This window comes from Mycobacterium shottsii (assembly GCF_010728525.1).
In the GTDB taxonomy this organism is placed as follows: Bacteria; Actinomycetota; Actinomycetes; order Mycobacteriales; family Mycobacteriaceae; genus Mycobacterium; species Mycobacterium marinum.
This window is the reverse complement of sequence record NZ_AP022572.1, coordinates 1,620,587-1,644,876: the sequence shown is the minus strand read 5'-3', so window position 1 is coordinate 1,644,876 and position 24,290 is coordinate 1,620,587. Positions and strand designations below refer to the sequence as shown.

Annotated in this window: 19 protein-coding genes, 4 pseudogenes and 1 riboswitch; of the genes and pseudogenes, 11 read left to right on the top strand and 12 right to left on the bottom strand. The window is 64.4% G+C overall.

Annotated elements, in window-relative coordinates:
- Positions 1 to 453: 453 nt before the first annotated feature.
- The 4 genes from G6N41_RS07790 (at position 454) to metE (ending at position 6,050) form a co-directional block, all read left to right on the top strand.
- Complete coding sequence (locus G6N41_RS07790; RefSeq protein ID WP_198967770.1) at positions 454 to 1,728, top strand: TetR/AcrR family transcriptional regulator; 1,275 nt, start codon at positions 454 to 456, stop codon at positions 1,726 to 1,728.
- A gap of 104 nt (positions 1,729 to 1,832) precedes the next feature.
- Positions 1,833 to 2,675, top strand: a complete 843-nt coding sequence (locus G6N41_RS07785; RefSeq protein WP_198967043.1) for an SDR family oxidoreductase — start codon at positions 1,833 to 1,835, stop codon at positions 2,673 to 2,675.
- A 16-nt stretch (positions 2,676 to 2,691) separates the two neighbouring features.
- Positions 2,692 to 3,342, top strand: coding sequence for an SDR family oxidoreductase (locus G6N41_RS07780; protein WP_198967042.1), 651 nt, complete (start codon positions 2,692 to 2,694; stop codon positions 3,340 to 3,342).
- 55 nt (positions 3,343 to 3,397) lie between these two features.
- A riboswitch (cobalamin riboswitch) is annotated at positions 3,398 to 3,623 on the top strand.
- A gap of 135 nt (positions 3,624 to 3,758) precedes the next feature.
- Complete coding sequence (metE, locus tag G6N41_RS07775) at positions 3,759 to 6,050, top strand: 5-methyltetrahydropteroyltriglutamate--homocysteine S-methyltransferase (protein ID WP_198967041.1); 2,292 nt, start codon at positions 3,759 to 3,761, stop codon at positions 6,048 to 6,050.
- A 77-nt stretch (positions 6,051 to 6,127) separates the two neighbouring features.
- On the opposite strand, the gene G6N41_RS07770 is transcribed toward metE, so the two are convergent.
- Together G6N41_RS07770 and G6N41_RS07765 are read right to left on the bottom strand one after the other, a co-directional pair.
- Positions 6,128 to 7,849, bottom strand: coding sequence for a DUF3556 domain-containing protein (locus G6N41_RS07770; protein WP_198967040.1), 1,722 nt, complete (start codon positions 7,847 to 7,849; stop codon positions 6,128 to 6,130).
- Positions 7,850 to 7,920: 71 nt separating this feature from the next.
- Entirely contained in the window at positions 7,921 to 8,430 is a 510-nt protein-coding gene (locus G6N41_RS07765; RefSeq protein WP_012395894.1) for a DoxX family protein, read from the bottom strand.
- Positions 8,431 to 8,602: 172 nt separating this feature from the next.
- Here G6N41_RS07765 and G6N41_RS07760 point away from each other — a divergent pair, with 172 nt between their 5' ends.
- Both G6N41_RS07760 and G6N41_RS07755 read left to right on the top strand, forming a co-directional pair.
- Positions 8,603 to 10,168, top strand: a complete 1,566-nt coding sequence (locus G6N41_RS07760; RefSeq protein WP_407663787.1) for a pyruvate, phosphate dikinase — start codon at positions 8,603 to 8,605, stop codon at positions 10,166 to 10,168.
- Complete coding sequence (locus tag G6N41_RS07755; RefSeq protein WP_198967039.1) at positions 10,165 to 10,770, top strand: MarR family transcriptional regulator; 606 nt, start codon at positions 10,165 to 10,167, stop codon at positions 10,768 to 10,770. The genes G6N41_RS07760 and G6N41_RS07755 overlap by 4 nt, the downstream gene beginning before the upstream one ends.
- Positions 10,771 to 10,776: 6 nt before the next feature.
- Here G6N41_RS07755 and G6N41_RS07750 read toward each other — a convergent pair whose 3' ends face one another.
- Both G6N41_RS07750 and G6N41_RS07745 read right to left on the bottom strand, forming a co-directional pair.
- The gene (locus tag G6N41_RS07750; protein ID WP_198967038.1) at positions 10,777 to 12,018 is read right to left on the bottom strand and encodes a WS/DGAT domain-containing protein; all 1,242 of its coding nucleotides are present in this window, start codon (positions 12,016 to 12,018) and stop codon (positions 10,777 to 10,779) included.
- Positions 12,019 to 12,022: 4 nt separating this feature from the next.
- A pseudogene (locus G6N41_RS07745) lies at positions 12,023 to 12,928 on the bottom strand (alpha/beta fold hydrolase).
- 553 nt (positions 12,929 to 13,481) lie between these two features.
- Between G6N41_RS07745 and G6N41_RS07740 the strand changes: the two are divergent.
- Complete coding sequence (locus G6N41_RS07740; protein ID WP_198967037.1) at positions 13,482 to 14,069, top strand: TetR/AcrR family transcriptional regulator; 588 nt, start codon at positions 13,482 to 13,484, stop codon at positions 14,067 to 14,069.
- Here the strand turns inward: G6N41_RS07740 and G6N41_RS07735 are convergent.
- Positions 14,059 to 14,547: pseudogene (locus G6N41_RS07735) on the bottom strand (VOC family protein). The gene G6N41_RS07740 and the pseudogene G6N41_RS07735 sit on opposite strands and share 11 nt — an antisense overlap.
- Positions 14,548 to 14,682: 135 nt before the next feature.
- On the opposite strand from G6N41_RS07735, the gene G6N41_RS07730 reads away from it, so the two are divergent.
- Positions 14,683 to 15,549: an alpha/beta fold hydrolase gene (locus G6N41_RS07730; RefSeq protein ID WP_407663733.1), complete on the top strand. Its 867-nt coding sequence runs from the start codon at positions 14,683 to 14,685 to the stop codon at positions 15,547 to 15,549.
- On the opposite strand, the gene gnd is transcribed toward G6N41_RS07730, so the two are convergent.
- Positions 15,546 to 16,568: a phosphogluconate dehydrogenase (NAD(+)-dependent, decarboxylating) gene (gnd, locus tag G6N41_RS07725; RefSeq protein WP_198967035.1), complete on the bottom strand. Its 1,023-nt coding sequence runs from the start codon at positions 16,566 to 16,568 to the stop codon at positions 15,546 to 15,548. The genes G6N41_RS07730 and gnd overlap by 4 nt on opposite strands.
- Positions 16,569 to 16,582: 14 nt before the next feature.
- Positions 16,583 to 17,992, bottom strand: a complete 1,410-nt coding sequence (locus G6N41_RS07720) for a glucose-6-phosphate dehydrogenase (protein WP_198967034.1) — start codon at positions 17,990 to 17,992, stop codon at positions 16,583 to 16,585.
- 154 nt (positions 17,993 to 18,146) lie between these two features.
- On the opposite strand from G6N41_RS07720, the gene G6N41_RS07715 reads away from it, so the two are divergent.
- A complete protein-coding gene (locus tag G6N41_RS07715; protein ID WP_407663786.1) occupies positions 18,147 to 18,971 on the top strand; it encodes an adenylate/guanylate cyclase domain-containing protein in 825 nt (274 codons plus the stop codon).
- Between the two features lie 46 nt (positions 18,972 to 19,017).
- Positions 19,018 to 19,891: pseudogene (locus tag G6N41_RS07710) on the top strand (IS5 family transposase).
- A gap of 10 nt (positions 19,892 to 19,901) precedes the next feature.
- On the opposite strand, the gene G6N41_RS07705 reads toward G6N41_RS07710, so the two are convergent.
- Positions 19,902 to 20,066: a hypothetical protein gene (locus tag G6N41_RS07705; protein ID WP_198967032.1), complete on the bottom strand. Its 165-nt coding sequence runs from the start codon at positions 20,064 to 20,066 to the stop codon at positions 19,902 to 19,904.
- Between the two features lie 32 nt (positions 20,067 to 20,098).
- Here G6N41_RS07705 and G6N41_RS07700 point away from each other — a divergent pair, with 32 nt between their 5' ends.
- Complete coding sequence (locus G6N41_RS07700) at positions 20,099 to 20,800, top strand: guanylate cyclase (protein WP_198967031.1); 702 nt, start codon at positions 20,099 to 20,101, stop codon at positions 20,798 to 20,800.
- A gap of 96 nt (positions 20,801 to 20,896) precedes the next feature.
- Here the strand turns inward: G6N41_RS07700 and G6N41_RS07695 are convergent, their stop codons facing one another.
- The 4 genes and pseudogenes from G6N41_RS07695 to G6N41_RS07680 form a co-directional block, all read right to left on the bottom strand.
- A complete protein-coding gene (locus G6N41_RS07695; RefSeq protein ID WP_198967030.1) occupies positions 20,897 to 21,226 on the bottom strand; it encodes a putative quinol monooxygenase in 330 nt (109 codons plus the stop codon).
- A gap of 75 nt (positions 21,227 to 21,301) precedes the next feature.
- Positions 21,302 to 21,820, bottom strand: coding sequence for an OsmC family protein (locus G6N41_RS07690; RefSeq protein WP_198967029.1), 519 nt, complete (start codon positions 21,818 to 21,820; stop codon positions 21,302 to 21,304).
- A gap of 363 nt (positions 21,821 to 22,183) precedes the next feature.
- Positions 22,184 to 22,696: pseudogene (locus tag G6N41_RS07685) on the bottom strand (hypothetical protein); the annotation flags it as partial.
- Between the two features lie 370 nt (positions 22,697 to 23,066).
- Positions 23,067 to 24,044, bottom strand: coding sequence for a PPE family protein (locus G6N41_RS07680; RefSeq protein ID WP_231608875.1), 978 nt, complete (start codon positions 24,042 to 24,044; stop codon positions 23,067 to 23,069).
- Positions 24,045 to 24,290 lie beyond the last annotated feature (246 nt).

Below are 24,290 nucleotides of genomic sequence, written 5' to 3'. Positions count from 1 at the left end.
GCATTTGACCCCTTAGGCAACAGTCGCCATTCGGCGACAATTGCCAATACGGCCAGATGCTAGGACGGGGTCGGCGCCGGCGTCCGGGCTTTCACATGGGACCCTGCTGTCAATAGCCTGCCAAGCCGCTGCCAGCTCGGCCGGGCCCCTCTCACCGGGCGTGCGCCGGCTACGCCGCGCCAGCGCAGTCAGCAAGATCAAACCACGGGCCGGGCCGCCCCTGGCGCAAGTCGCTGCAAGCCGATCGCGCGGCCAACCGGCAGTTCGACAGGACCGGGCAGCCGGCCCGCACCGGCACGCTCGTGACCACTGTCCGAGCACCCAGTCTGCTAGATTTAACAAAAATTTGGTTGGCAGGAGGGACGAAGGCATATGTTTGCTAGGTCGCAATTCTGCCGACCCATATACCGGTAGCCTATGGCGAAGGTCAATGCAGCGGCGAAAAGCCGGTGGATGGCTGATCACCGAGATCAGGCCGGGACGGACGACTCCGGGACGCGCCGGACCGAGATTCTCCAGAACGCGGCGGCGTTGATAGCCTCGTCGGGTTTGAGGACGTCGCTGCGGGAAATCGCTGACGCCGCAGGCATTCTGCCGGGCAGCCTCTATCACCATTTCGAGTCCAAAGAGGCGATCCTGATCGAACTGATCCGCCGCTATCAGGACGACTTACATCAGATCGGGCGAAGCTGGCAAGCGAAGCTGGACCAACCCGATTCGCGAACCGTGGCCGAGAAGATCACCCAACTGGGAGCCGCGATCGCCAACTGTGCGGTAGCGCATCGGGCCGCGCTTCAGATGTCGTTCTACGAGGGCCCCAGCGCGGATCCTGAACTGATGAAGCTGACGTCGCAACGTCCGCTAGCGATACAAGAAGCCATGCTGCAAACGCTGCGCGCGGGGCGGAGGAGCGGCTACATCAGGACCGAAATCGACCTCCCCACGTTGGCCGACCGGATCTGTCAAACAATGCTGCAAGTAGGTCTGGACGTGATGCGTCGCAACGCATCCGCCGACCAGGTCTCCGGGTTGATGTGCCGAACCATCCTGCAAGGCTTGGCAATCCACGCACCAATCGACGTGGATCTGGACGGTTCCAATGCGCTGTCCGCAGCAAACGACGTGATCGCAACATGGATCGACGACAAGGACGCCAATCCCAGTGACAAGGCCGCCCACGTTCGGGCGGTGGCACGAATGGAGTTCGGGCGCAAGGGTTACGAAGTCACCACGATCAGAGACATCGCATCTGCGTCCGGACTTGGCACCGGGACTGTGTACCGGGTGATCGGATCCAAAGACAAGCTGCTGTCGTCAATCATGCGTTCGTTCGGACAGAAGGTCGAAGCGGGCTGGGTCGCCGTGCTGCGCTCGAACGCGACGCCGATCGAGAAGCTGGACGCGCTTAGCTGGGTGAATATCAATGCGCTGGAACAGTTTTCCGACGAGTTCCGGATTCAGCTCGCGTGGATGAGACAGTCGCCACCGGATACTCCCAACCCGGGGTGGCTCTACGCCGCGCGGCTGCGACAGATGAAATCGCTTCTGTCCGAAGGTCTGCGGTCCGCAGAAATACAGATCGAACCGCCGTCCATCACGATGCTGGCCCGATGCGTCATCGGTTTGCAGTGGATACCGGAGAACATCTTGCACTTCGTCGGCACCCGTGCGGCGCTCATTCACGCCCGTGACACGGTGTTGCGTGGCGTCGCCGTGCGCGGCCAGTAGCGGCACCGCTTTCTCCGGGGCGATTGAACCAACTGCGCTATTGAACCAAATATATGTTCCCCTTAGAGTGAGGCGGGTAACCGGGGCCGGGGAAAGGGACCTTGATGACAGTTGTGGATCGGTTGCGGTACGACGGCAAACGAGCGCTGATCGTCGGCGGCGCCACCGGGATGGGCGCCGCGGCCGCCAAGTCAGCGGCCGAACTCGGCGCCGAAGTCATCGTGATGGACTACGCGCCGGTGGGTTATGACGCCGCCCAGACGCTGAGCGTTGATCTGCGCGACCCGGCATCCATCGACTCCGCTGTCGGGCGGCTGGGCGGGCCGGTCCATGCGGTGTTCTCCGCGGCCGGTGTCGCAGGCGGACCAGACCTGATGAAGATCAATTTCATCGGCCACCGCCATCTGATCGACCGCCTGCTGGCCAATGACCAGCTCCCTTCGGGATCGGCGGTCTGTTTCGTCTCGTCGGTCGCGGGCATGGGCTGGGAGAACGACCTGCCGCGGCTGACCGAGTTCCTGGCCACTCCTGACTATGGAGCGGCCCAGGACTGGGTATCAGCGCATGAAGCCGAGGGCATCATTCACTACGGCTTCAGCAAGAAGACCATCAATGCCTACGTGGCGACCAGGGCCTATCGCCTGCTGAAAAGGGGGATCCGCATCAACGCCATCTGCCCAGGCCCCACCGATACCCCGTTGGCGCAAGCCAATGCCGACTTGTGGCTTACCTTCGCGCAGGACTACCGCGACAAGACCGGCTCCAAAGTGCACACCCCGGAGCAGATGGGCGACGTGATGGTGTTCCTCAACAGCGCGGCCGCCTTCGGGATCAGCGGGATCACGCTATTGGTGGACTACGGGCACACCATGTCGTCACTGACCGGCGCCTACCCGCCAGGCAAGCCCATCATCGACCTCATCATGGGCCGCGTCCCGATGCCCTAGCGGTAGCGTCGCTGCTATGACGCGTGTTGTTGTCTTCGGTGGCCACGGCAAGGTCGCTCTGCTGCTGGGGCACATCCTGGCCGACCGGGGCGACCAGGTGAGCTCGGTCTTCCGCAACCCCGACCACCGCGATGACATCGCCGCAACGGGCGCCACACCGGTGCAAGCCGATATCGAAGGGCTAGATACCGCCGCGCTGGCCGGACTGCTGACCGGGCACGATGCGGTGGTGTTCTCCGCCGGCGCGGGTGGCGGCAATCCAGCGCGCACCTATGCCGTCGACCGCGACGCCGCCATCAGAGTCATCGATGCCGCGACGCGGGCGGGTGTGCAGCGGTTCGTGATGGTCTCCTATTTCGGCGCCGGCCCTAATCATGGCGTATCGGTTGATGATTCGTTCTTCCCGTATGCGCAGGCGAAGGCGGCCGCGGACGCCCATTTGCGTGCCAGCAAACTGGACTGGACCGTGCTGGGGCCGAGCCGGCTCACCCTGGAACCGGCGACCGGGTGGATCTCAATTGGCACGGGCAAGAGCGGCAAAGCCACGGTGTCGCGCGCCGATGTCGCGCGGGTGATCGCCGCCACGCTCAACGACGACTCAACCATCGGCCGGACCATCGACTTCAACAACGGCGATGTGCCCATCGCCACGGCATTGGCAGACTAACCGGCCAGTACGCGACCGCGGGGCGGCAGAGTAACCTGGACCACGCAGCTGGTCTGCCGTCATCGCCCCACGCGGTGTCGGCATCGAGCGAGGCATCAACGATGCGTCGTAAGAGGGAATCCGGTGAGAATCCGGAACTGTCCCGCAGCGGTATGCAGGAACGACCGCCGTCATGAACTAAACAAGCACTGGTCCTTCACGACTGGGAAGCGACGGCCACTAGGAGCACCACCGGGTGCGCGCCTGCGAGTCCGAAGACCTGCCAGTTGTGCCGGGCGCGCCGCGCCCGGCGGCTCATCGCCTCGTGGAATGGGCGTTCGGCCGAAGCGGTTGTGCTCGTGCGGTCAAGGCATGGCGCAATCGGGTCGGTTGTGCGTCCGAGGGCGGTGATCACCCCGTCAATTGAAGGACGCGCTGTGACTCAGCTAGTAAGCCATCAACCATTTTTCGCAACCATTACCGGCTCTCCCCGTATTGGTCCGCGCCGCGAACTCAAGCGCGCAACCGAGGGCTATTGGGCGGGACGCACCAACCGAGCAGAGTTGGAATCCGTCGCCGCCACCCTGCGTCGCGACACCTGGACGGACCTGGCCGCGGCCGGTCTGGACTCGGTTCCGGTGAACACCTTCTCCTATTACGACCAGATGCTTGACACCGCAGTTCTGTTGGGCGCCTTGCCCACCCGAGTAGCCGGGATCTGCGACGACCTGGACCGCTACTTCGCCGCGGCGCGGGGCAATGCTGAGGTCGCGCCCTTGGAGATGACCAAGTGGTTCGACACCAACTACCACTACCTGGTCCCCGAGATCGGGCCGGACACCCGGTTTGGGCTGCATCCCGACAAGGTGCTCGCCGAATTGAAAGAGGCGCAGGAGCTCGGCATCCCGGCACGGCCCGTGGTCATCGGCCCGGTCACCTTCCTGCTGCTCAGCAAGGCCGTCGACGGCGCATCCGCGCCGATAGGGCGGCTCGAGGAGCTGATGCCGATCTATTCGGAGCTATTGTCACTGCTCACCGATAGCGGTGCCCAATGGGTACAGCTGGATGAACCGGCGCTGGTGACCGACATCTGCCCCGACGCGCCCGCGCTTGCCGAACGGATGTACACCGCGCTGGGGTCACTGGCCAACCGGCCGGCCATCCATGTCGCTACCTACTTCGGCGACCCGGGCGCCGCGCTGGGGGCGCTGGCCCGTACCCCCATCGAGGCGATCGGCGTCGACCTGGTTGCCGGTGCGCGCACCGCGATCGCGTCCATCGTCGCGGCTCCTGAGCTGGCCGACAAAACGCTGGTGGCCGGCATCGTCGACGGTCGCAACATCTGGCGCACCGACTTGCAGGCGGCGTTGAGCCGGCTGGCGACCCTGCTTGGTTCGGCAGCCAGCATCGCGGTGTCCACGTCGTGTTCGACCCTGCATGTGCCGTACTCGTTGGAGCCCGAGACCGACCTGGACGCTAGCCTGCGCAGCTGGCTGGCATTTGGCGCGGAGAAGGTGGCCGAGGTCGCGGTTCTGGCCCGCGCTCTGCGCGAGGGGCGCGAGGCGGTCGCCGCTGAGATCGCGGCGTCCAACGAAGCGGTGGCCTCCCGCAAGAAGGATCCACGGCTGCACAACGGGCAGGTGCGGGCCCGCATCCATGCCATCCTCGCCTCGGGTGTGGATCGGGGCGATGCCGCCGCACGCCGACTCAGCCAGGAGGCACGGCTACAGCTGCCGCCGCTACCCACCACGACGATCGGCTCCTATCCGCAGACCACGGCGATCCGAACCGCCCGTGCGGCACTGCGCGCCGACGAGATCGACGAGGCGGAGTACGCGCGCCGGATGGAGAAAGAGATCGCCGACGTCATCGCCCTACAGGAAAAGCTGGGACTCGACGTACTGGTACACGGTGAGCCGGAACGAAACGACATGGTGCAGTACTTCGCCGAGCAGTTGGACGGCTTCTTCGCCACTCAGAATGGCTGGGTCCAGTCCTACGGCAGCCGCTGCGTGCGTCCGCCGATTCTCTACGGTGACGTCGCGCGCTCCCATCCGATGACGGTCGACTGGATCAGCTACGCGCAGTCGCTGACCGCCAAGCCGGTCAAGGGCATGCTGACCGGCCCGGTCACCATCCTGGCGTGGTCTTTCGTGCGTGACGATCAGGCGCTGCCCGATACCGCCAATCAGGTGGCGCTGGCCATTCGTGATGAGACCGTGGATCTGCAGTCGGCCGGCATCGCGGTGATCCAGGTCGACGAGCCGGCGCTGCGCGAATTGTTGCCACTGCGGCGCAGCGAGCAGGATGTGTACTTGCGTTGGGCGGTAGCCGCTTTCCGCTTGGCGACGTCCGGAGTTGCCGACTCGACCCAGATCCACACTCACCTGTGCTACTCGGAATTTGGTGAGGTGATCGGGGCCATCGCGGACCTTGATGCCGACGTCACCTCCATCGAGGCGGCACGCTCCCACATGGAGGTGCTCGACGATCTGAATGCGATCGGTTTTGCCAACAGTGTGGGCCCCGGCGTCTACGACATTCACTCACCACGGGTGCCCAGCGCCGAGGAGATGGCGGATTCGCTACGTGCCGCTTTGAAAGCCGTTCCGGCTGGGCGGCTCTGGGCCAATCCCGACTGCGGGCTCAAGACCCGCAACGTTGATGAGGTGACGGCGTCCCTGCAGAACATGGTCGCCGCCGCACAGAAAGTACGACCCGAGGCGTAGGGGTCTGTCGGGTGTGACGCCACTGCGAGTTTCGCGATGAAATCTCGCAGTGGCGTCACGCTCGACGCTCGACGGCCTTACTCCGACTGCACCTGGACTGGTACGTCATCGGCCCAGGGCTGCCGCGTCACCATGTCCGAGACCCGCACCCATCCCCGCTCGAATTCGCCGGTGGCCGCATCCACCAGGCGGTAGGCATGAGTCTGCTTGTGGATGGGTTGGGCGTCGAGCAGCACGATACGCACCTCCCCCGGCTCGAAGTTGCAGCGCTGCTGCATCGCGGCGATGAGTTGCTCGTTGTGCATGTGTCCGTCGCCGAAATTCCAGCCGACGGCGGTGCTGCAGATCCGCTCCCCGTCGGTGATGACATAGTCGTCTTCGTCCTGGCCGGCCATTGCCCGGTGGGCCAGGGTGAACAGCGCCCTGCCGTGAGTGTTCATGGCGCGGAACGCATATCCGAGATACATCGGGATCTGCGCCCGGTCCTTGCCGTAGAAGCGCTCCAGCTGAGCCTGCGGCATGCTGGCGATTGCGACGATCCCCCGCTTGATCTTGGCGTCAGCCGAGGGTTTGATGCACCACAACGTGGTGTCCCAGTTGCCGGCGTAATAACGCATCCCGGGCAGAAAAGAGATCTTGCGCGGGAACAAGTTGCCCAAGATGACAGTTCCTGACACCACGGCAAACAGAATCGCCACCGGCACAGGGTTTTTCACATCGGTTAGGCCGAGGTCAGCATGGCCGACAAACAGCGCCAACACGCCGAAGATCATGAATACGTTCCACTCCAGCGGTACCCCCATCGGAATCGCCGTCAGAATTCCCAGGTGGAAGCAGACCATCGCGATCGCCGCCGCGGTGGTCGGCCAGCCGCCGTGCGACAGGAACAACGCCACGGGAACGAACATTTCGATGAAAGTGCTGAGGTGCGCGAGCATGCGTGACAGCAATCCGGGCCGCAGATCGTCGGGAAACTTTGCAAAGAACATCCGCTTGATGAAGCGCGGCCGGAACAAGGGGTTGTTGGACATCATCGTGGAGATCACGAATGGGAAGTGCCGGTTGAGCTTGGAGGTCGCCGCACCCATCCAGATCACCAGGAACACCAGCTTGGCGGCCACGATCATGTCTATCCCGCCGAGCAGAAAGGTGACCGTCAGCGTCCCGTAGACCTCACCGCGGGCGGCCAGGAAGATCACCTTGTCGCGCAGCCCCACCATCGCCAGGAGCAGCAGGATCATCACGATCTCCCACATCGGCAGCAGCCCCACCTTGCTGCCCAGCTCCGGCATCGAGCCGGAGCCATCGGTGAACAGCGCCGTCACCAACATGATCAACAACAGCGCATAGAGCGCGACATCCACCGGCTTGCGTTTGGTCCCCGCGGTCCACGGGACGCGCTCGGGCCAGGGTGGCAGCCGGATGGTGCCGAATCGTAGCCAGTACAAGCTCGAGCCCATGGGCGGGAAGAACCGGTTGTTCAGCGGGCCGAACCCGCAGCCCAGCCCGACGACCTCGAACAGCATCGTGTAGAGCACGACCTTCTGGAACACGATCGGCTCGGTGTACCACGACTTGACGTCGGTGAATCCTTCGATTCCTTTGGTGCTGAACACGATCAGCCAGCCCACCAGGATGTAGAGCAGGATCTTGCCGACGTAGAACAGGTGCATCACGACCGGAGTGCCAAAGCCGACCTCGGCCCAATGGCGGGCCATCGGGCGGATCTTTTCACTGCGGGTGCCCTTGCCCCATTCGACAATGTCGACCTGCGGCAGCACGGGCTTGAGAAATCCCATGGTTTCACACACTAGAACGTGTTCTAGTGTTTCGCCGCGCAGCCACGGCAACCCGGGTTTGCGCCCGTCGGCTATCCGGCCTGCCGAGCCGGCGGCCGGTAAAAGATCAGCAACTGGCCGAAGGCCCCGGCCAGCCCAAGCCCAAGCGATGCCACCAAACCCGGCCAGCCATTGAGCCAGTTGTTCCCGAATATCACCCAGTCCAGGCTCAGTTTTCCAGCACCGATCGTGGCCACCGCGACGGCGCTGAGGGCGAGCACAAGGTTGTACTCCCAGCCCTCTTTGACGATGAAAAATCCGTTGGGTCGGTGCACGGTCCAGGCCGCGACGAACATCAGCGAGACAAAGCCCGCCGCCGGGATCGGAGTGAGCAGGCCGGCCGCAAGTCCCAAGCCCGCGGATACCTCGGTGATCGCGGCCACCGTGGCGTGAAACTTTCCGGGCTTCATGCCGATGCTTTCAAACCATCGTGCCGTGCCCGGAATCCGGCCGCCGCCGAAGAACTTGTTGAATCCGTGCGCGGCCATTGTGAGGCCCAGCACCAGCCGAAGGATCAGTAATCCGACATCGTAGGGAGCCATGAGTGCAAACCTAGATCATTCGGCGCATCCCACAACAGCAGCGCCGAGCCGCGGATGCTACTGAACCGTGTGGAAACATAGCGAGCGTTCTGGGAGTTTGCCGAAGACCACAAGGGGGTGCACCACGACTCGTTTCTCACGAGCCGGGGGCATCCCGTTCACCGGCCCCGCCGTGGTGTTACTGGACGGCCGCGCACATCAGCCTCGGGAGGTCCTGGGCAACAAGGGCCACGGTATCGACTCAATGCGCCGGAACAATCTGCCGGTGCCGCCTGCCTTCTGCATCACCAGCGAAGTGGGCGTGCGCTACCTGGCGGATCCAGCACCAACACTGGACGCGATCTGGGACGACGTCGTGAACCGGATCAGATGGCTGGAGGCCGAGACGGGACGCACCTTCGGCAGCGGGCCGCATCCGCTGCTGGTCAGTGTGCGCTCGGGAGCCAACCAGTCGATGCCCGGCATGATGGACACAATTTTGGACCTGGGCATGAACGACACCGTCGAGGAGGCCCTGGCCTCCCCCGGCACCGGCGACTTCGCGCGCGACACCAGGCGCCGGTTCACCCGCATGTATCGGCGAATCGTGGCGGGAAGTGATCCCCCCGACGACCCCTACGAGCAGCTACGTGCTGGCATCGGCGCCGTGTTCGCCTCCTGGAACTCTCCGCGCGCCATCGCCTACCGCAACCACTACAGTCTCAACGACCAGGGCGGCACCGCTGTCGTGGTTCAGGCGATGGTGTTCGGCAACCGCAGCGCCGATTCCGGCGCCGGGGTGCTGTCGTCGCGCAATCCGATCACCGGCGCCAGCGAACCGTTCGGCGAATGGCTACCCGGCGGTCAGGGTGATGACGTCGTCTCGGGTCTGCTCGAGGTAGAACCGATCGCCGCCCTGCGCGACCGACTGCCGAAGATCTACCTCGAATTGTTGGATGCCGCGCGCAGCCTGGAACGGCTCGCGGCCGAGGTGCAAGAAGTCGAGTTCACCGTCGAAAGCGGAAAGCTGTGGCTGCTGCAGACGCGATCCGCCGAGCGGTCCGCGCAGGCCGCGGTGCGATTGGCGCTGCAACTGCGCGGTGCCGGCCTGATCGACGATGCCGAGACGCCGCGCAGAATCACCCCCACCCACGTGGAGACCCTCTTGCTGCCCACGCTGCAGCCGGAAGAGCGTTTGGCCGCATCGCTTTTGGCAAAGGGCCTGCCGGCGTGCCCGGGAGTGGCCGCGGGCCTGGCCTACACCGACGTGGACGAGGCGCTGGACGCCGCCGACCGGGGCGAGCAGGTGATCCTGGTGCGTGACCACACCAGGCCCGAAGACGTCTCGGGAATGCTTGCCGCGCAGGGCATCGTCACCGAGATCGGTGGCGCTGCCAGCCACGCTGCGGTGGTCAGCCGTGAGCTCGGCCGGGTGGCGGTGGTCGGTTGTGGTGACGGGGTTGCGGCCTCGTTGGCCGGCAAGCGGATTACCGTCGACGGCTACACGGGCGAAGTGCGCGAGGGCATTTTGGCGCCGTCCGCGTGGTCGGAGGACGACACACCCGAGCTACGCGATCTCACGACGATCGCGCTGAAGATCAGCCCGCTGCGCGCGCATGCGAGCGGCGACTACCCCAAGCTCGACGATCCTTCCGAGGCTGGGGTGCTGACCGCGATGGCCGCCGGCTACACCGATGTCGTCTCGGACGCACCGCTGATCACCATGTTGAACGCGCTACGTGTGCAGGACGGTGTATGACGGAATTGGCGATACTGCAAGCAATCAGGTTGAAGGGGCGGGTGAGCCCGCCCGACCTTGCCGAGACGGTGAGCCTGGACCTGGCCGAAGTCGCGGACACGGTCGCGCGGCTGACCGCGGCAAACCTGTTGGTCGGCGACACCACATTGCGCATCAGTCCCGAGGGCCGGGTCCGGCTCAGCGAATTGCTAACCGAGGAACGCAACGCGGCGGACGCGACCACACTGGCCAACGTCTACAGCGACTTTCGTTCCGTGAACGCCGATTTCAAGGCTCTGGTGACAGAGTGGCAGCTCCGAGGCGGCAAACCGAACAGCCATGACGACGCAGACTATGACGCCGCAATCCTGGCCCAGCTTGATGATGTGCACCAGCGGGTGGAGCCGATCATTGCGACCGCGGCGACACAGCTGCCGCGGCTGTATGCTTACTCGAGAAAGTTGAGTGCGGCGCTGGGCAGGGTCAAGGCCGGCGAGACCGCCTGGTTGACCCGCCCGCTCATCGACTCCTACCACACGGTGTGGTTCGAATTGCACGAAGAATTAATCCTGGCCGTCGGGCTGACCCGCGAGCAGGCGGCTAGATCCGGTGACGCCCAGTAGTTTTCGCTACAAAGCCTGGTCAAGGAGTTCCAGGTAGGAGTCGATGTCGGCCACCGCTGACTGTGCCGCGTGGACACTGACCGCAATGGTGTCGCCGATGCCGTGCACGCCATGGGTCAGCCCCATCACCGGTGACAGCGCCGGATACCCGGCCGTGAGCACCACCGGAGCTTCCCCGAAGCTCAGATCGGCAGCGCCGCGGTGCACGCTGGACATCACCGTGTTTCCGGCCACCTGATCCGGCCGCATGTCCGCATCGAATTGGCTTACCCCCCAGCGCAACAATGCGGCGGGGACCCTCGCAAAGGCTAGATCGGACGCGCTGGCCGCCGGATGCTGCATGCGACGACGGGCGTTGGCCAGATCGGCGGCGATTCGATGCATCCGCTCGCCGCGTTCGAGCTGCGGATACAACCCGACAACGCTGTTGCCGAAGTGGTTGTTTGCTTGCCGCAGTCCCGGTTTGGCCATCGGGACTTCGGCGCCCAACTGTTCGGCGTTCCCGTCGGGTAGCCGTGACAGTGCGGCCGAAACCGCGGCCAGCACCGCGACCGTGACCGTCGGACCGCAGATCTGGGAGCGATGTCGCACCAATGTGCGCAGCTCGCGGGCGCCCTCGGGCCTGGCGTTGGTGCTGCGCAGCGGCCGCGATCCGGCGCCGGGTGCCAACAATCCGGCTTCGGTGTCACGTACCAGACGGCGGTGCGTACAGACCGCATCGGCCGCCACCCTGGGCAGAAAGCCCCGCCGCCGGGGCTCCGCCGAGGGGATGGGAGCGCGGCGCCCAAACAGCCGGGCCGCCAATGCCGAGGCGCGCACGCCGTCGCCGAGCGCGTGGGCGACCTGCACGACGACAACGGTGCCCGGTGCCTGGACGCCCGGAATTCCGCTAACGGGGGCAAATACATGTGCCCGCCACGACATCAGCCGAATATCCAGCTGGTCGCGGGCCAGCCCGACCACCGCCGCGAGGCAGCCGTGCCAGCTGTCGTCGTCAAGGTTGTGCCGGACCACCTGTTCGGACCCGACGTCGGTGGCTAGCCACCGCGGATAGGTCAACACAGCGCCGTCGTGGACGCGTATCCGCAGCTCCGGACACGCGCGGGCCCGGCGGAAGAGCTGATCGATGGCGCACTCTGGTTCGGCCGGTCGACCGTCGAATGCATACAACAGGAATTGATCGTTGGGCATTTTCGCCGACATCCAATAGAACTGCGCATCGACGGCCGCCATCGGGTGCGCCGCCACCGGTTCAGCCCGGCGGGGCAATGAACGGCAGGATCAGCTTGGCCACCGCTTCGGGCTGTTCGAGCTGCAGGAAGTGACCGGCTTGTTCGACGACCGCCACCTCACTGCCCGGCGGCAGCACCCTTTCCGTCCAGTGCGTGAAAGCCACTGCGGCACAGCCATCGTCGCGACCGTGTAGGTAGAGCACCGGCAATTGAGGCGCCTCGGTCCACCAACGGTTCAATTCCGCGTAGCGGGCCGGCGGCCGGGTGTTGCGAATGGTTGCCCGGTAGGGACCCAACGCCGCGCGCCACCCCTCTGCCGTCCCGATGGCAGCGTCGACGTGGCGCAGATCCTCCTCGGCGTAATAGTTGGGCGACCATCGTCGCCACAGCAGCCGGGGCACCCACGAGGCCGACCGCTCGGGCAACCAGGGCAGCTGGAAGTAGAGGATGTACCAGCTTCGTAAGAGCTGGTGGGGCAGCTCGCGGGCCAGACGGCCGCGGTCGGGCACCCGGCCCAGCGGGCGAAACGCGGCCGCCGGTGGCACCGACATGATGACGGCCCGGGAAAACGGGCTGTCGGGCATTGCCGCCAATCCGGCCACGGCGATAGCGCCCCAGTCGTGGCCGATCAGCACGTCACCCTCGGTAGCGCCAGCAGCGGATCGCACCCGCAGTGCGTCATCCATCAGCGCACCAACGTGATAGCTCCCGTCGGCGGGAATCGCCGACGGCGCATAGCCCCGCATGAACGGTGCAACGACCCGCCACCCCGAGTCGACCAGAATCGGGGCGAGCTTGCGCTAACCGTAGGCCGTGTCGGGAAAGCCGTGCAGGCACAACGCCATCGGCGCCTCGGGGCGACCCCAGGTCAAGGCTTTCAGATCACCGTTGGGCCCGGGCACATCAACCCAGCGCGGCTCAGGCATCACGGGCCTTGTCGTGGTCATCCGCGGCGCCGGCACAACCTTCGACAGCTGGCTCGATGGGCCCGCTGACCCACCGAGCGGCATCGTCTTGCATGTTGACTCCTGTTCGCCACGTGCAACCCTTATGCACCAACGTAACTGGCGCCGAATGAGGACAACACCACCGATCGGAGACACCGCCGTCGTCTCCCGGCACGGTCGCTGAGCCTACGCACTTGCTCGACGCGACGGCGAGATCGCGGCCCGCAGGCGGATCCAAGTCGATGGTGTTCGCCACGTTACCCCAGGGGACGGCGCGAACCGGATGCATGTCCGTGACCGCCCAAAGGCACGCCAGGCCGCTCCGATACCGGGTCTGGCCGGGGTGGCGCTGCGCGACGCGCCGGCCGCGATACAGCCAGATTGTCTGGTACCTATCCGGGGGCCGTTTGGGGCCGAACTCGCTGGGCATGCGCATTCGAGCCCACACCGAGCCCGCCAACATCTGAAACCGCCGGGCTGACATGCGATGAATTTCTTCGCACGACGATGATCCAGCGGCTAATTTCTAGATATGTCGACCGACTCGCACGGGCGCCGCTGGGCCAAAATAGACGCCACCCAGCGCCGGATCCTCGACGCAGCGACCGAGGTGTTCGCCACCAGAGGCTTCAATGCGGCCACCATGGCCGAAGTGGTGGCTAGCTCCGGGGCCAGTATCGGCAGCATCTATCACCACTTCGGCGGTAAGACCGAACTGTTTCTGGCGATCTTCGAGCAGATGGCCAGCGCCGTCGAAGGCAAGATCGAGGAAGCGCTTCAGCAAGCCGGCGACGAAACCGACCGGCGTCGCATCTTCGAACTGGGTGTACGGGCTTACCTCGATGGGCTCTGGGAGCACCGGCGGGTAGCCAGATTGCTCGCCTCCGGAGATCGACCAACCGACTTCGGAATCACCCGTCGCGATCGCATGACCTCTGCTTTTCGCAGCTGGATGGCGGTGCTAGAACTCGATTCCTCGCTGCATGGACAATTCCTCAGCCGCGCTCTATTGGCGATCATGGAGGAATCGTCACTGCTGGTTGCGGTATGCGAGGAGCCCGAACAGGTCAAACCGGTCATCGACGCCACGATCGAATGGATTGGCCGCCTCACCGAGTGAGCTCACCCGCGGCGTTCACCGCCTCTTCCAGCTCGGCGACCACAATCTTGCGCATGCCGAGCATCGCGGTGGTTGCGGCTGCCGCCCGTGCCGGGTCCGGATCGCTCAGCAGCTCATACAGCCGGTCGGGAACGATCTGCCAGCTCAGGCCGAACCGGTCCTTGCACCAACCGCACTGCGATTGCTCACCGCCCTGGGTTAGCCGATCCCAGTAGTAGTCGACCTCATCCTGGTCTTTGCAGTTGACCGCGAACGAGACCGCCTCGGTGAACGAGAACTGTGGACCGCCGTTGATTCCAATGAACCGGACCCCGTCTAGGACGAAGGTTCCCGATATCACCGTGCCGGGTTAACCCGGCCCCGCCTCGGTGTACCGATTGAATCCCTCGATCTGCGAGTTCGGGAACACCGACGTGTAGAACTGTGCGGCTTCCGCCAGATTGTGGTCGAACCACAGCGAGGGCGTGATAGCTGGCATTGGCGGCTCCTGGTCGTTGGGATCTCGTCATTTCAATAGACCCCGGCTGGGCGGCAAACTCATCGCGACCGCGCTATCGGCCCCGCAACAGCGGGTGCTTAAAGCAGCTAGGTAACGTCAGAACGCGTGAGCGCCATGAGCAACAACCCCCGAACGGTCGAGTTTTCCGGTACTGAGGGGATTACCCTGGTCGCCGACGAATGGAACCGCGACACCGCCGCGTCCGGTCGCCCCACCATCCTGATGTTCCACGGTGGCGGCCAAAACCGGTTTTCCTGGAAGAACACCGGCCAGATTCTGGCCGATACGGGCCTCCATGTGATCGCGCTCGACACCCGCGGACACGGCGACAGCGACCGGGCGCCGGACGCGGACTACGCGATCGAAACCTTGACCTCTGACATCCTGCACGTCCTCGACGCCGTCGGACACCCGGTCGTGCTGATCGGCGCCAGCATGGGCGGGCTGACCGGCATCCTCGTCGCGGACCGCGCCGGCCCCGACCGGGTGACCGGGTTGGTGCTGGTCGACGTGGTGCCGAAATACGAAAAGGACGGCAGCGCCCGCATTCGCGACTTCATGTTCACCAACCTCCACGGGTTCGCCACGCTCGAGGAGGCCGCTGACGCCGTCGCCACCTATCTGCCGCATCGGACCAAGCCGCGCAGCCCCGAAGGACTGAAGAAGAACCTGCGCCTACGCGACGGCCGCTGGTACTGGCACTGGGATCCGGCGATGATGACGGCACCTGGGGACGACCCGGAGTTGCGCACCGAAAACTTCGAGCGCGCCGCGATGAACCTGACGATCCCGATCTTGCTGATTCGCGGGAAGCTCTCCGATGTGGTCAGCTCCGAGGGCGTCCAGGATTTTCTGGACAAAGTGCCGCACGCCGAATTCGTCGAGCTGTCCAACGCCGGCCACACCGCGGCCGGCGATGACAACGACGCCTTCACCGAAGTCGTGGTCGACTTCGTCAAGCGGAGGGCCGCGACCGGCTAGTTGACCGGCTTTTCCGCGTGGCCACCGAACTGCTTGCGCATCGCCGATCGCGCCTTGTTGGCGAAATCATCGAGGTCACGCGAGGCAAAGCGCGACTGCAGCGCGGTGGTGAGGACCGGTGTGGGCACACCTTCGTCGATCGCCGCGATGGAAGTCCACCGCCCCTCGCCAGAGTCGGAAACCCGTCCCGAGAACTCTTGCAGCTCAGGAGATTCGTGTAGCGCGATCGCGGTCAGATCCAGCAGCCAGGAGCCGATCACGCTCCCCCGGCGCCACACCTCGGCTACCTCGGGAATGTCGATGTCGTACTGGTAGTACTCCGGGTTTGCCAGCGGCGCGGTTTCGGCGTCACCCTGCTGCACCCGGGAGCCGACATCGGCATTGCGCAGGATGTTGAGGCCCTCCGCCAACGACGCCATCATCCCGTACTCAATTCCGTTGTGCACCATCTTGACGAAGTGCCCGGCGCCCGTCGGCCCGCAATGCAGGTAACCCTTTTCCGCCTCCGCGACCTCACCATCGCGGCCCGGCGTTCGGGGTGCCGCCTGCACCCCAGGTGCGACGGTGGCCAAGATCGGCTCGGCATGCGCAAACGCGTCCGGCTCCCCGCCGACCATCAGACAGTATCCGCGGTCAAGACCCCACACACCGCCGCTGGTACCACAATCCAGCATGTGAATACCTTTGCCAGATAACAGCTTCGCGTGCTTGATGTCGTCGCGGTAGTAGGTGTTGCCACCGTCGATCACGATGTCTCCCGCGTCGAGTGTGGTGGCCAGCTCCTCGATGACGCCGGTGGTGATGGTCCCGGCGGGCACCATCACCCAGATGACCCGCGGGGCCGAAAGCTTGTCACGCAACTCGCTCAGCGAGGACACCCCGGTGGTGTTGTCCTCCCCCGCCATCGCCTTGACGGCGTCGGGGTTGTGGTCGTACACCACGCACTCGTGTCCGCCTTTGACCAGTCGGCGCACGATGTTCGCACCCATCCGGCCCAGCCCAATCATCCCTAGCTGCATATCTGTTCGTCTCCTTACTGTCGTGCCTCGGCACTGCGGGGTAGCCACGGCTGTTGCCAATTGCGGTGGCCACGCAGCAGCGTCTGTGCTGCCTCGGGCCCCCAGGAGCCGCGATCGTACGGGTGAATTTCCCCCGGGTCGTCAAGAACCGGTTGCACGATCCGCCACGTCTGCTCGATAGCGTCCTCGCGAGCGAAAAGCTGGCGATCGCCAATCAATCCGGCATACAGCAGTCGTTCATAGGGCCGGATCGGTTCACCGAGGTCTTCGGCGAACGAGGAGTCCAGGTGAACGCCCTGCCACGAGTCGCCGGTTTGCGCGGATATCTGCAGGCGCATGCCCGGATCTGGGTCGATGCGCAGCACAATCTGGTTCGGCTCGGCCGGCCTGCGGTTGGGCAGGAAAGCCAACCCGGGAACATGGTGCAGGAACATCCGCACCTCAGTCACCCGCTCTGGCAGAGCTTTTCCGGCCCGCAAGAAGACCGGCACCCCGGCCCAGCGCCAGTTGTCGATCTCGGTCCTGAGTGCGACATAGGTCTCGGTCTGCGAGTCCTTGGCCACCCCCGGGACATCGCCGTAACCCTGGTACTGGCCCCGCACGTAGTGCGCCGTCTGCAGCGCCGGCATGGCACGGAACACCTCGGCCTTCTTGTCGTTGAGGTCGTCGGCACCCGGACCCACCGGAGGCTCCATCGCCACCAGCGCCAGCACCTGCAGCAGGTGATTTTGCACGACGTCTCGCAGGGCGCCCACCGCGTCATAGAACTTGCCACGGTCCTCGACGCCGAAGTTCTCGGCCATGGTGACGTGAATCTCGGAAACGCTCTTGCGATCCCACAATTCGGCCAGGCCGCGATTGGCGAAGCGCAAATACTGCAACTCCACGACGGGTTGCTTGCCCAAGAAGTGATCGACGCGCAGGATCTGATCTTCGTTGAGCACGGCACGTAGCCGGGAGTTGAGTTCCCGCGCGGAGTCCAGGTCATGGCCAAATGGCTTCTCCACCGCAACGCGCGCGCCGCGCAGCAAGTCTGCCCTGGCAAGATTCTCGACGATTGGGGCGAACAGCGCGGGCGGCATCTCCAGGTAGTACAAGGCGTGGCGGTCATGACCGATCTGCTTGGCCAGCGCCGTGTACAGGGCGGGGTCGGTAACGTCACCGGGCAGATAGGACCACCGACTGGCGAATCGCTCGAATACCGCTTCGTCGAACAGCTCACTGGACCCTCGAATGACCTCCCGCGCCCGATCGACCAACTGCTCTACCGACATGTCGTCACTGGCGACGCCCACGATCGGGCAATCCAGCAGTCCCCTGCGTTCCAGCCTGTACAACGCGCGAAAAGTCATCTTGCGAGCCAGATCGCCGGTAATTCCAAAGATCACCAATAGATCTGAGGCCGGAACTCCGCCGTTGGCCAATCCCCCACCTCCAGGACGTCATCTGGGCTAAAGCCGCTGGTCGGCTTACTCGAGATCTGCTTCCCCGCGGGGGCTGAACTCAACCCTAGACATTGCCCGATAGCCCGACAAGGCAGGCTTGGGCAGGTCCTGCAAGGATGGGCGGGTGTCAGGCATGACCGGTGCACTGCACATCGCGGTCTACGTGCTGGCCGGCATCGCCGCCCTGGAAGCCGCCGCCCTGATCGCGCTATGGCGATTACTGGCCCGCGCTCGTCAGGAAACCGATGAGTTGCGCCAGCGCGCCGACTCCCGCAACTGGCTGCTGACCGGGGGGCGCGAGGCCGTCAAGACGGTTTGGCACACCGCGAACCTGATGCGTAAAGAGGGCTTTGGCGCCGCGGTTCGCAGCTCGATCGAGGACCTCGCGGACTGGGCCGAGGTGGAACGGCCGGACCTGGCGCGAGTCACCCCCGACGGCCGGGTGGTGATTCTGTTCTCCGACATCGAAGCGTCCACGGCCCTCAATGAGCGGATCGGGGATCGTGCGTGGGTGAAGCTGATTGGCGCGCACGACAAGATGGTTCACGAGTTCGTGCACCGCCACGGCGGACACGTGGTCAAGAGTCAAGGCGACGGATTCATGATCGCCTTCGCTCGTGCCGAACAGGCGGTGCGATGCGGTTTGGATATCCAGCGCGCGCTAAGTCGAGAGGCAAAAAGGAAACCGTGCAACGGCATTCGGGTACGGATCGGGATCCATATGGGCCGCTCGGTGCGCCGCGGCGATGATCTGTTCGGCCGCAATGTAGCGATGGCGGCCCGGGTTGCGGGTCAGGCCGTCGGCGGCCAGATCCTGGTGAGTGAACCGGTTCGCGACGCGGTCCGCGAATGCGGAGACATCCGGGTGGACGACGGCCGCGACGTCGAGCTCAAGGGATTTTCCGGCAGCTATCGGTTGTTCGGCGTCGAAACCGCCCCCGAGTGCGAGCCGGACTAGGGCGTGTCTGCTTAATGTGAATGGTGTTTTGGCTGATGCTGTTTGGGTGATGCGGACGCATGCGATTTCTGATGATTTGTGGTCGCTGATCGTGGCGGTGTTGCCTGCGGGGCGGCGGCGTGGCCGGCCGTGGAACGATCATCGACATACTCTGGAGGGCATTATCTGGCGTTACCGTACGGGATCTCCGTGGTGTGACCTGCCCGAGCACTTCGGTCCCTGGCAATCGGTGGCCGAGAGGCATCTACGCTGGTCGGTCGATGGCATCTACGCGCGGATCTTCGCGGCGATCGCCTCTGACCTCGACGCCGAGGACGCCGACCTGGGCGCACTGTTGTCGGTCGATTCGACCAGTGTGCGCGCCCACCGACACGCAGCCGGAGCGCGCTCCGGGCGCCGCACAGGGGGATCTGTCGAATTACAAGAAATATCTCGATGAGCCCGATGACCACGCCATTGGGCGTTCCCGCGGCGGGCTGACTACCAAGATCCACGCCTTGACCGACCAGCTGTGCAGTCCGGTCACCCTGGCACTGTCGGCCGGTCAAGCCGGTGATAATCCGATGCTTTGGCCATTGCTGGCCGCCCGGTGCAGCAACTCATACGCCCCGTATCGCCTGCTGGCGGACAAGGCGTACTCCCATGATTCGACGCGGGCACAGCTGCGCCGGCTCAAGATCGCCCATACCATCCCCGAGCGCAGCGACCAGATCACCCGCCGCAAAGCCAAAGGCCGCAACAGAGGACGGCCTCCGGGGTTCTCAGGCCGAATCTACAAGCACCGCAACACCGTCGAGCGAAGCTTCAACCGGCTCAAACACTGGCGCGCGGTCGCCACCTGCTACGACAAATACGCCCTGACCTACCTCGGCGGTGTCACCCTGGCCGCCATCATCACCTACCACCGCGTCCGCAATTAGCAGACAGGACCTAGACGCCCTGCGTCTCAGACTCGTCCAACCGCTGGTGCAACCGGGCCCGGACCTCATCGGCCGAGTAGGAACGGCGTTTCCGTTGGTCGCGTACCACCAACGCGCCACCGGCGACGACGCCGGCGACACCGGCCAGTCCAAGCCACTTCCACACGCTGCGCATGACGACAGGCTATCTCTGCCTATGGTGCTGGGGTGGATTCAAACAGCCTGACCTTGGACCAAGCGCTCAATGAGACCCGTACTGGCGACCTCTGGCTGTTCCGCGGCCGCTCCCGCCCCGACCGCGCCATCCAGACCTTGACCAATAGTCCGGTGAACCACGTCGGCATGACGGTGGCCATCGGTGACTTGCCGCCGCTGATCTGGCACGCCGAGCTGGGCGACAAGCTGGTCGACATGTGGACGGGCACCCACCACCGCGGCGTACAGCTCAACGATGCGCGCGACGCGGTCCGGCGATGGACCGAGCGCTACCACCAGCGCTGCTGGCTGCGGCAGCTGACCCCGTACGCCAGTCGCGAACAAGAGAACCAACTGTTGCGAGTCATCGCACGCATGGACGGCACTCCGTTTCCCGCCACCGCACGCCTCACCGGGCGTTGGCTACGCGGCCGGCTTCCCACCGCCTACGACTGGACCAGAGGACTGCCGTGGGTGGACAAGAAGATCCGCGAGTCCACCCAGCGACGCAAGGAACACCAAAAGGTCGGCCTGGAAGCGGCGTACTGCGCGGAGACGGTGGCAATCACCTATGAGGAAATGGGTTTGATGGCCACCGAAAAGTACTCGAACTGGTTTGACCCGGGCTCCTTCTGGAGTGGCGATACGCTTCCACTCACCCCGGGCTATCGATTGGGTAGCGAAATCGCGGTCACCGTCGGTCAGGCCGACTAGCCGACCGAACGGCGGCAATCGCCTGGGCCCGGCCACCGGCTACAGACTCCGGGGCCGGGAGACACCATCGGAATAAACGGCCTTCGGTCGCGGGGCCTACGACTCGTCGACCGACATCTCCCCCATGGCCGACCACCCGGTCGCGTCGAGGGTCTGACTGATGATATTGGGCGTAGCCGCGAGGGCCTGGGGCAACTCCTGCATCGCCCGCTTGAAGTGATCGCTGTTGACGTGGACACTTCCGGCATCACCGTCGCGAAAGGCCTCGACCAAGACGTACTCGGCCGGGTTATCCAGACTGCGCGACCACTCGAACCAGAGGTTGCCGTCCTCGGCGCGCGTGGCCGCGGTGAATGACGCGACGAACGCCGGCCAGCGCTCGCTCCACTCGGGTTTGGTTTCGAACTTGACGACGATGAAGATCATTTGCGGTCCCCGCCCCTCTCGCTGACTTGATCATCGACCTCGGAGAGCAGGGTCAGGATACCCAGCACGCGTAGGTCAGGCGATCTCCACCCGGGTGTGCACCGGAGTTGCGTTACGCGTCAGATCGAGCACCGGGCAGTGCGCGTCGACCGCCGCCTGCAGTTGGCGGTAGCGCTCCGCCGGTTCCGGCCCGGTCACCGTGATCACCACCCGCACCTGCTGGAATCCGGAGCGAACGTCGTCGGCGAATCCGAAGAAGCCCTGCACGTCGAGATCGCCCTCTGCGGTCGCGGAGATGTCATCGACCGAGATTCCCAGCTTCGCGGCCCAGAAACGCCATGTCACGATCTGGCACGAAAGCAGCGAGGCCAAGTAGTATTCGACGGGGTTCGGGGCCTTGCCATCCCCACCGAGCGGCGCCGGCTCATCGACCTCGACCCGGTAGCGGCCGAGGCTGACCGTGCTGGCAACAGCGTCATGCCCGGTGGCCGAAGCCCGGAACACCACGCGCGCCTGGGCCGGATCCGTGGTTACCGCGCGCCGATTTGCCGCGATGATGCCGCTCAGGTGATTCGTCGACTCGGTAGTTGTCATGGCAAAGCTCCTTCCATCGGGAGAAATGGTACGGAGCGCCGTCCTGCAGAATCGATATTCTAGCTCAGCGTGAACCGAATGCGAATCGCATCCGTGTACACCACGGCATACCGACTGCAATGGCGACCGGGAACGTTCCGGATGAATAGTCCAGCGCAGATTTGACGCTCAAATAGTTATTGCAGCCACACCCGAACCGAATTGTGATCCAGCACACAATGCATGTGTCCGGGGTGGCTGCAAGGTATCACTGCACCCGGGAATGTGATCCAGGTCGCAGCGTCTTTTGTTGGCCGACTTACTTACCGCAGATTGTTATGTATTCGAAATTTCGAGATCGTCGACGGGCACCGGATCTTCGGACGGCGGCGGTAATTCATCCGGATTCACGACATCCTCAACCGCAGGAGGGTCCTCGGGCGCGGGCAGGTCAACGTCAACCATGTCCTCATCCATCGGGAGATACATGTGGTGAGTGAATTGTGCCTGGTAGGCACCCGCACCACCGACCCGGACGCCACCCCCTTCACCGCTGGACACCGAGGTGCCGTCAGGCAATGTCACCGCGGTATGGCGACCATTCCAACCGATTACCAAAGCATTGGGGGCGGTGCCATGTTGGAACCCGCGAGCAGCGAGCGCGGCCTCCTCATTACCCGTATTAAATCGATCTCCGAAAACGGGCCTATCCGTTGCTGCATTAGATACCCAGGAAGCCAAACCCGAGCAGTCGGTCCCGGCGGGCGAATCGCCGCCGACAATATACGGCGTACCGGAAACCTGATTGATAAGCGTCAACAGCGTTGCGAGAACAATCATGAGGACGGACGCTACCGAAAATATCCATAGGAAATCAAAATTTGTGGCACTTATCACGATTAATCGAATAACACTCTGACCTGCATATACAGCGTCCAGGTCACGCAATAATCTACATATTGAAACAGAAGTGACTACTGAGTAATCAGCAAACAATCAGCAATCGCTCGAACCACTTTGATGAGGTGGTTGACCTGCGAAAATGCCGACCAGCGAGATTGCGTCCGATTAGCGGCGCAACTGTGCATTTGCGGATCGGAGACCGATCGGAGACCACCCGCAGTCGAATTGGGCCGCATCAGAGGCTGATCAGCCGTGTTTCCCGGGCCAACGCGTGGCCTGGCTCACACGAACGCCTGGTGGTTGCGGTGTGCTCGCCAAAATGCAGGCGGGCGGCGCCCCGGTGACCGGGGCAGCCTCAGATCGGTCACTTATCGGCCGGTTGGCACCGACGCCGGGTAGTCGCCGGTGTGACGTCGGGCAGGGCCCGAGTGGCCGCCGATTCGGCGCTGACCGCGGCCGGTCCCATCGCCACGGTGGGTTTGTCAAGCAAGCCGGCCAGCAGCGGTGTGTGCGCCGACAAGCCGCCTGCGCCGGGCAGCGTATCCGCCCGCATCAGTCCCGCCCCGGCACTGGGACCCGAGCCACCGGCCAACGGATGGTGGGACAGCGGACTGGCCCCCAACAAACCGATCTGCGCGCCCTCGCCCAGGTCCAGTCCCGAGCCAGTGCCGCCGGGATGGCCAAACAGCGACGTTACCTGCGCCGGCTGCGGTATCGAGCGGCCCATACCCGAGGTCTGGGTCAGCGTTTGCCGGATCGCTTCTTTGGCGGGCAGGGCCACGTTGCGGGCAATCGTGGCGACCCGATCCAGCCCGTTGGCCAGGCCCCAGACACCAAGATTGGTCTTGATCGGGTCGGGCTCGCCGGAACGCGTGTTGACGGCCGTTTGCGCCTGGTAAGCATCCATTGCCGCGGCGGCCTGATTCCACATCCGGGTGAAATAGTCCGTTTCACTGAGCGCTATCAGCGCCGTACTCATACCCAGAAAGTTGGTAGCCGTAACGACCGCGGCCGTGATGTGGTTCATCGCGATCTCGGGCAGCGGTGGGGTGGCCGCCAGCGCGTCGGCGTGCGCGGCGGCTTGCGCCAACGCCTGCGTGGCACGCGCCTTCGCCCGCGCTGAGGCTGTGGCCAACCAACTCACCATTGGCACGGCCGCGGCAATCGCTCGGTCGCCGCTTTCCCCGCTGCACACCTCACCCGCGGATTTCAGCCGTGCCGACACCTCGATGGCCTGCGCGTCCAGGGCCGCTGCCCAGTCCTTCCGCCCCGTGGCGACTGCCAGCATCGACGTTGACCCCGCCCCGGCCATCAACCGCGCGGTGTTGAGTTCCGGTGGCATCGCGTGCCACAGCATGATGACCCCTGTCTTCTGACGTATCTGGAACGGACAGGCCACCCCGCACTGGCCGACAGCGCCGTCGCGCACGTTGCCGACCCGCGCCGCCGGCGCCGGGACCGGCTTGCCGCATCAACACATGGCGGCGCTGCGCGGCACTGCCATTCATTTCAGAAGCCGTCAGCAGATGGCGGGCCAGAATAGTTATAGATGAGCCACCCATATTAGACAAGATCGTTTGCATATCAG

Coding starts and splice junctions, on each gene's coding strand:
- G6N41_RS07790 (WP_198967770.1), top strand. CDS start 454: ATGGCTGATCACCGAGATCAGGCCGGGACGGACGACTCCGGGACGCGC.
- G6N41_RS07785 (WP_198967043.1), top strand. CDS start 1,833: ATGACAGTTGTGGATCGGTTGCGGTACGACGGCAAACGAGCGCTGATC.
- G6N41_RS07780 (WP_198967042.1), top strand. CDS start 2,692: ATGACGCGTGTTGTTGTCTTCGGTGGCCACGGCAAGGTCGCTCTGCTG.
- G6N41_RS07770 (WP_198967040.1), bottom strand. CDS start 7,849: ATGGGATTTCTCAAGCCCGTGCTGCCGCAGGTCGACATTGTCGAATGG.
- G6N41_RS07765 (WP_012395894.1), bottom strand. CDS start 8,430: ATGGCTCCCTACGATGTCGGATTACTGATCCTTCGGCTGGTGCTGGGC.
- G6N41_RS07755 (WP_198967039.1), top strand. CDS start 10,165: ATGACGGAATTGGCGATACTGCAAGCAATCAGGTTGAAGGGGCGGGTG.
- G6N41_RS07740 (WP_198967037.1), top strand. CDS start 13,482: ATGTCGACCGACTCGCACGGGCGCCGCTGGGCCAAAATAGACGCCACC.
- G6N41_RS07730 (WP_407663733.1), top strand. CDS start 14,683: ATGAGCAACAACCCCCGAACGGTCGAGTTTTCCGGTACTGAGGGGATT.
- gnd (WP_198967035.1), bottom strand. CDS start 16,568: ATGCAGCTAGGGATGATTGGGCTGGGCCGGATGGGTGCGAACATCGTG.
- G6N41_RS07715 (WP_407663786.1), top strand. CDS start 18,147: ATGACCGGTGCACTGCACATCGCGGTCTACGTGCTGGCCGGCATCGCC.
- G6N41_RS07705 (WP_198967032.1), bottom strand. CDS start 20,066: ATGCGCAGCGTGTGGAAGTGGCTTGGACTGGCCGGTGTCGCCGGCGTC.
- G6N41_RS07695 (WP_198967030.1), bottom strand. CDS start 21,226: ATGATCTTCATCGTCGTCAAGTTCGAAACCAAACCCGAGTGGAGCGAG.
- G6N41_RS07690 (WP_198967029.1), bottom strand. CDS start 21,820: ATGACAACTACCGAGTCGACGAATCACCTGAGCGGCATCATCGCGGCA.
- G6N41_RS07680 (WP_231608875.1), bottom strand. CDS start 24,044: ATGCCACCGGAACTCAACACCGCGCGGTTGATGGCCGGGGCGGGGTCA.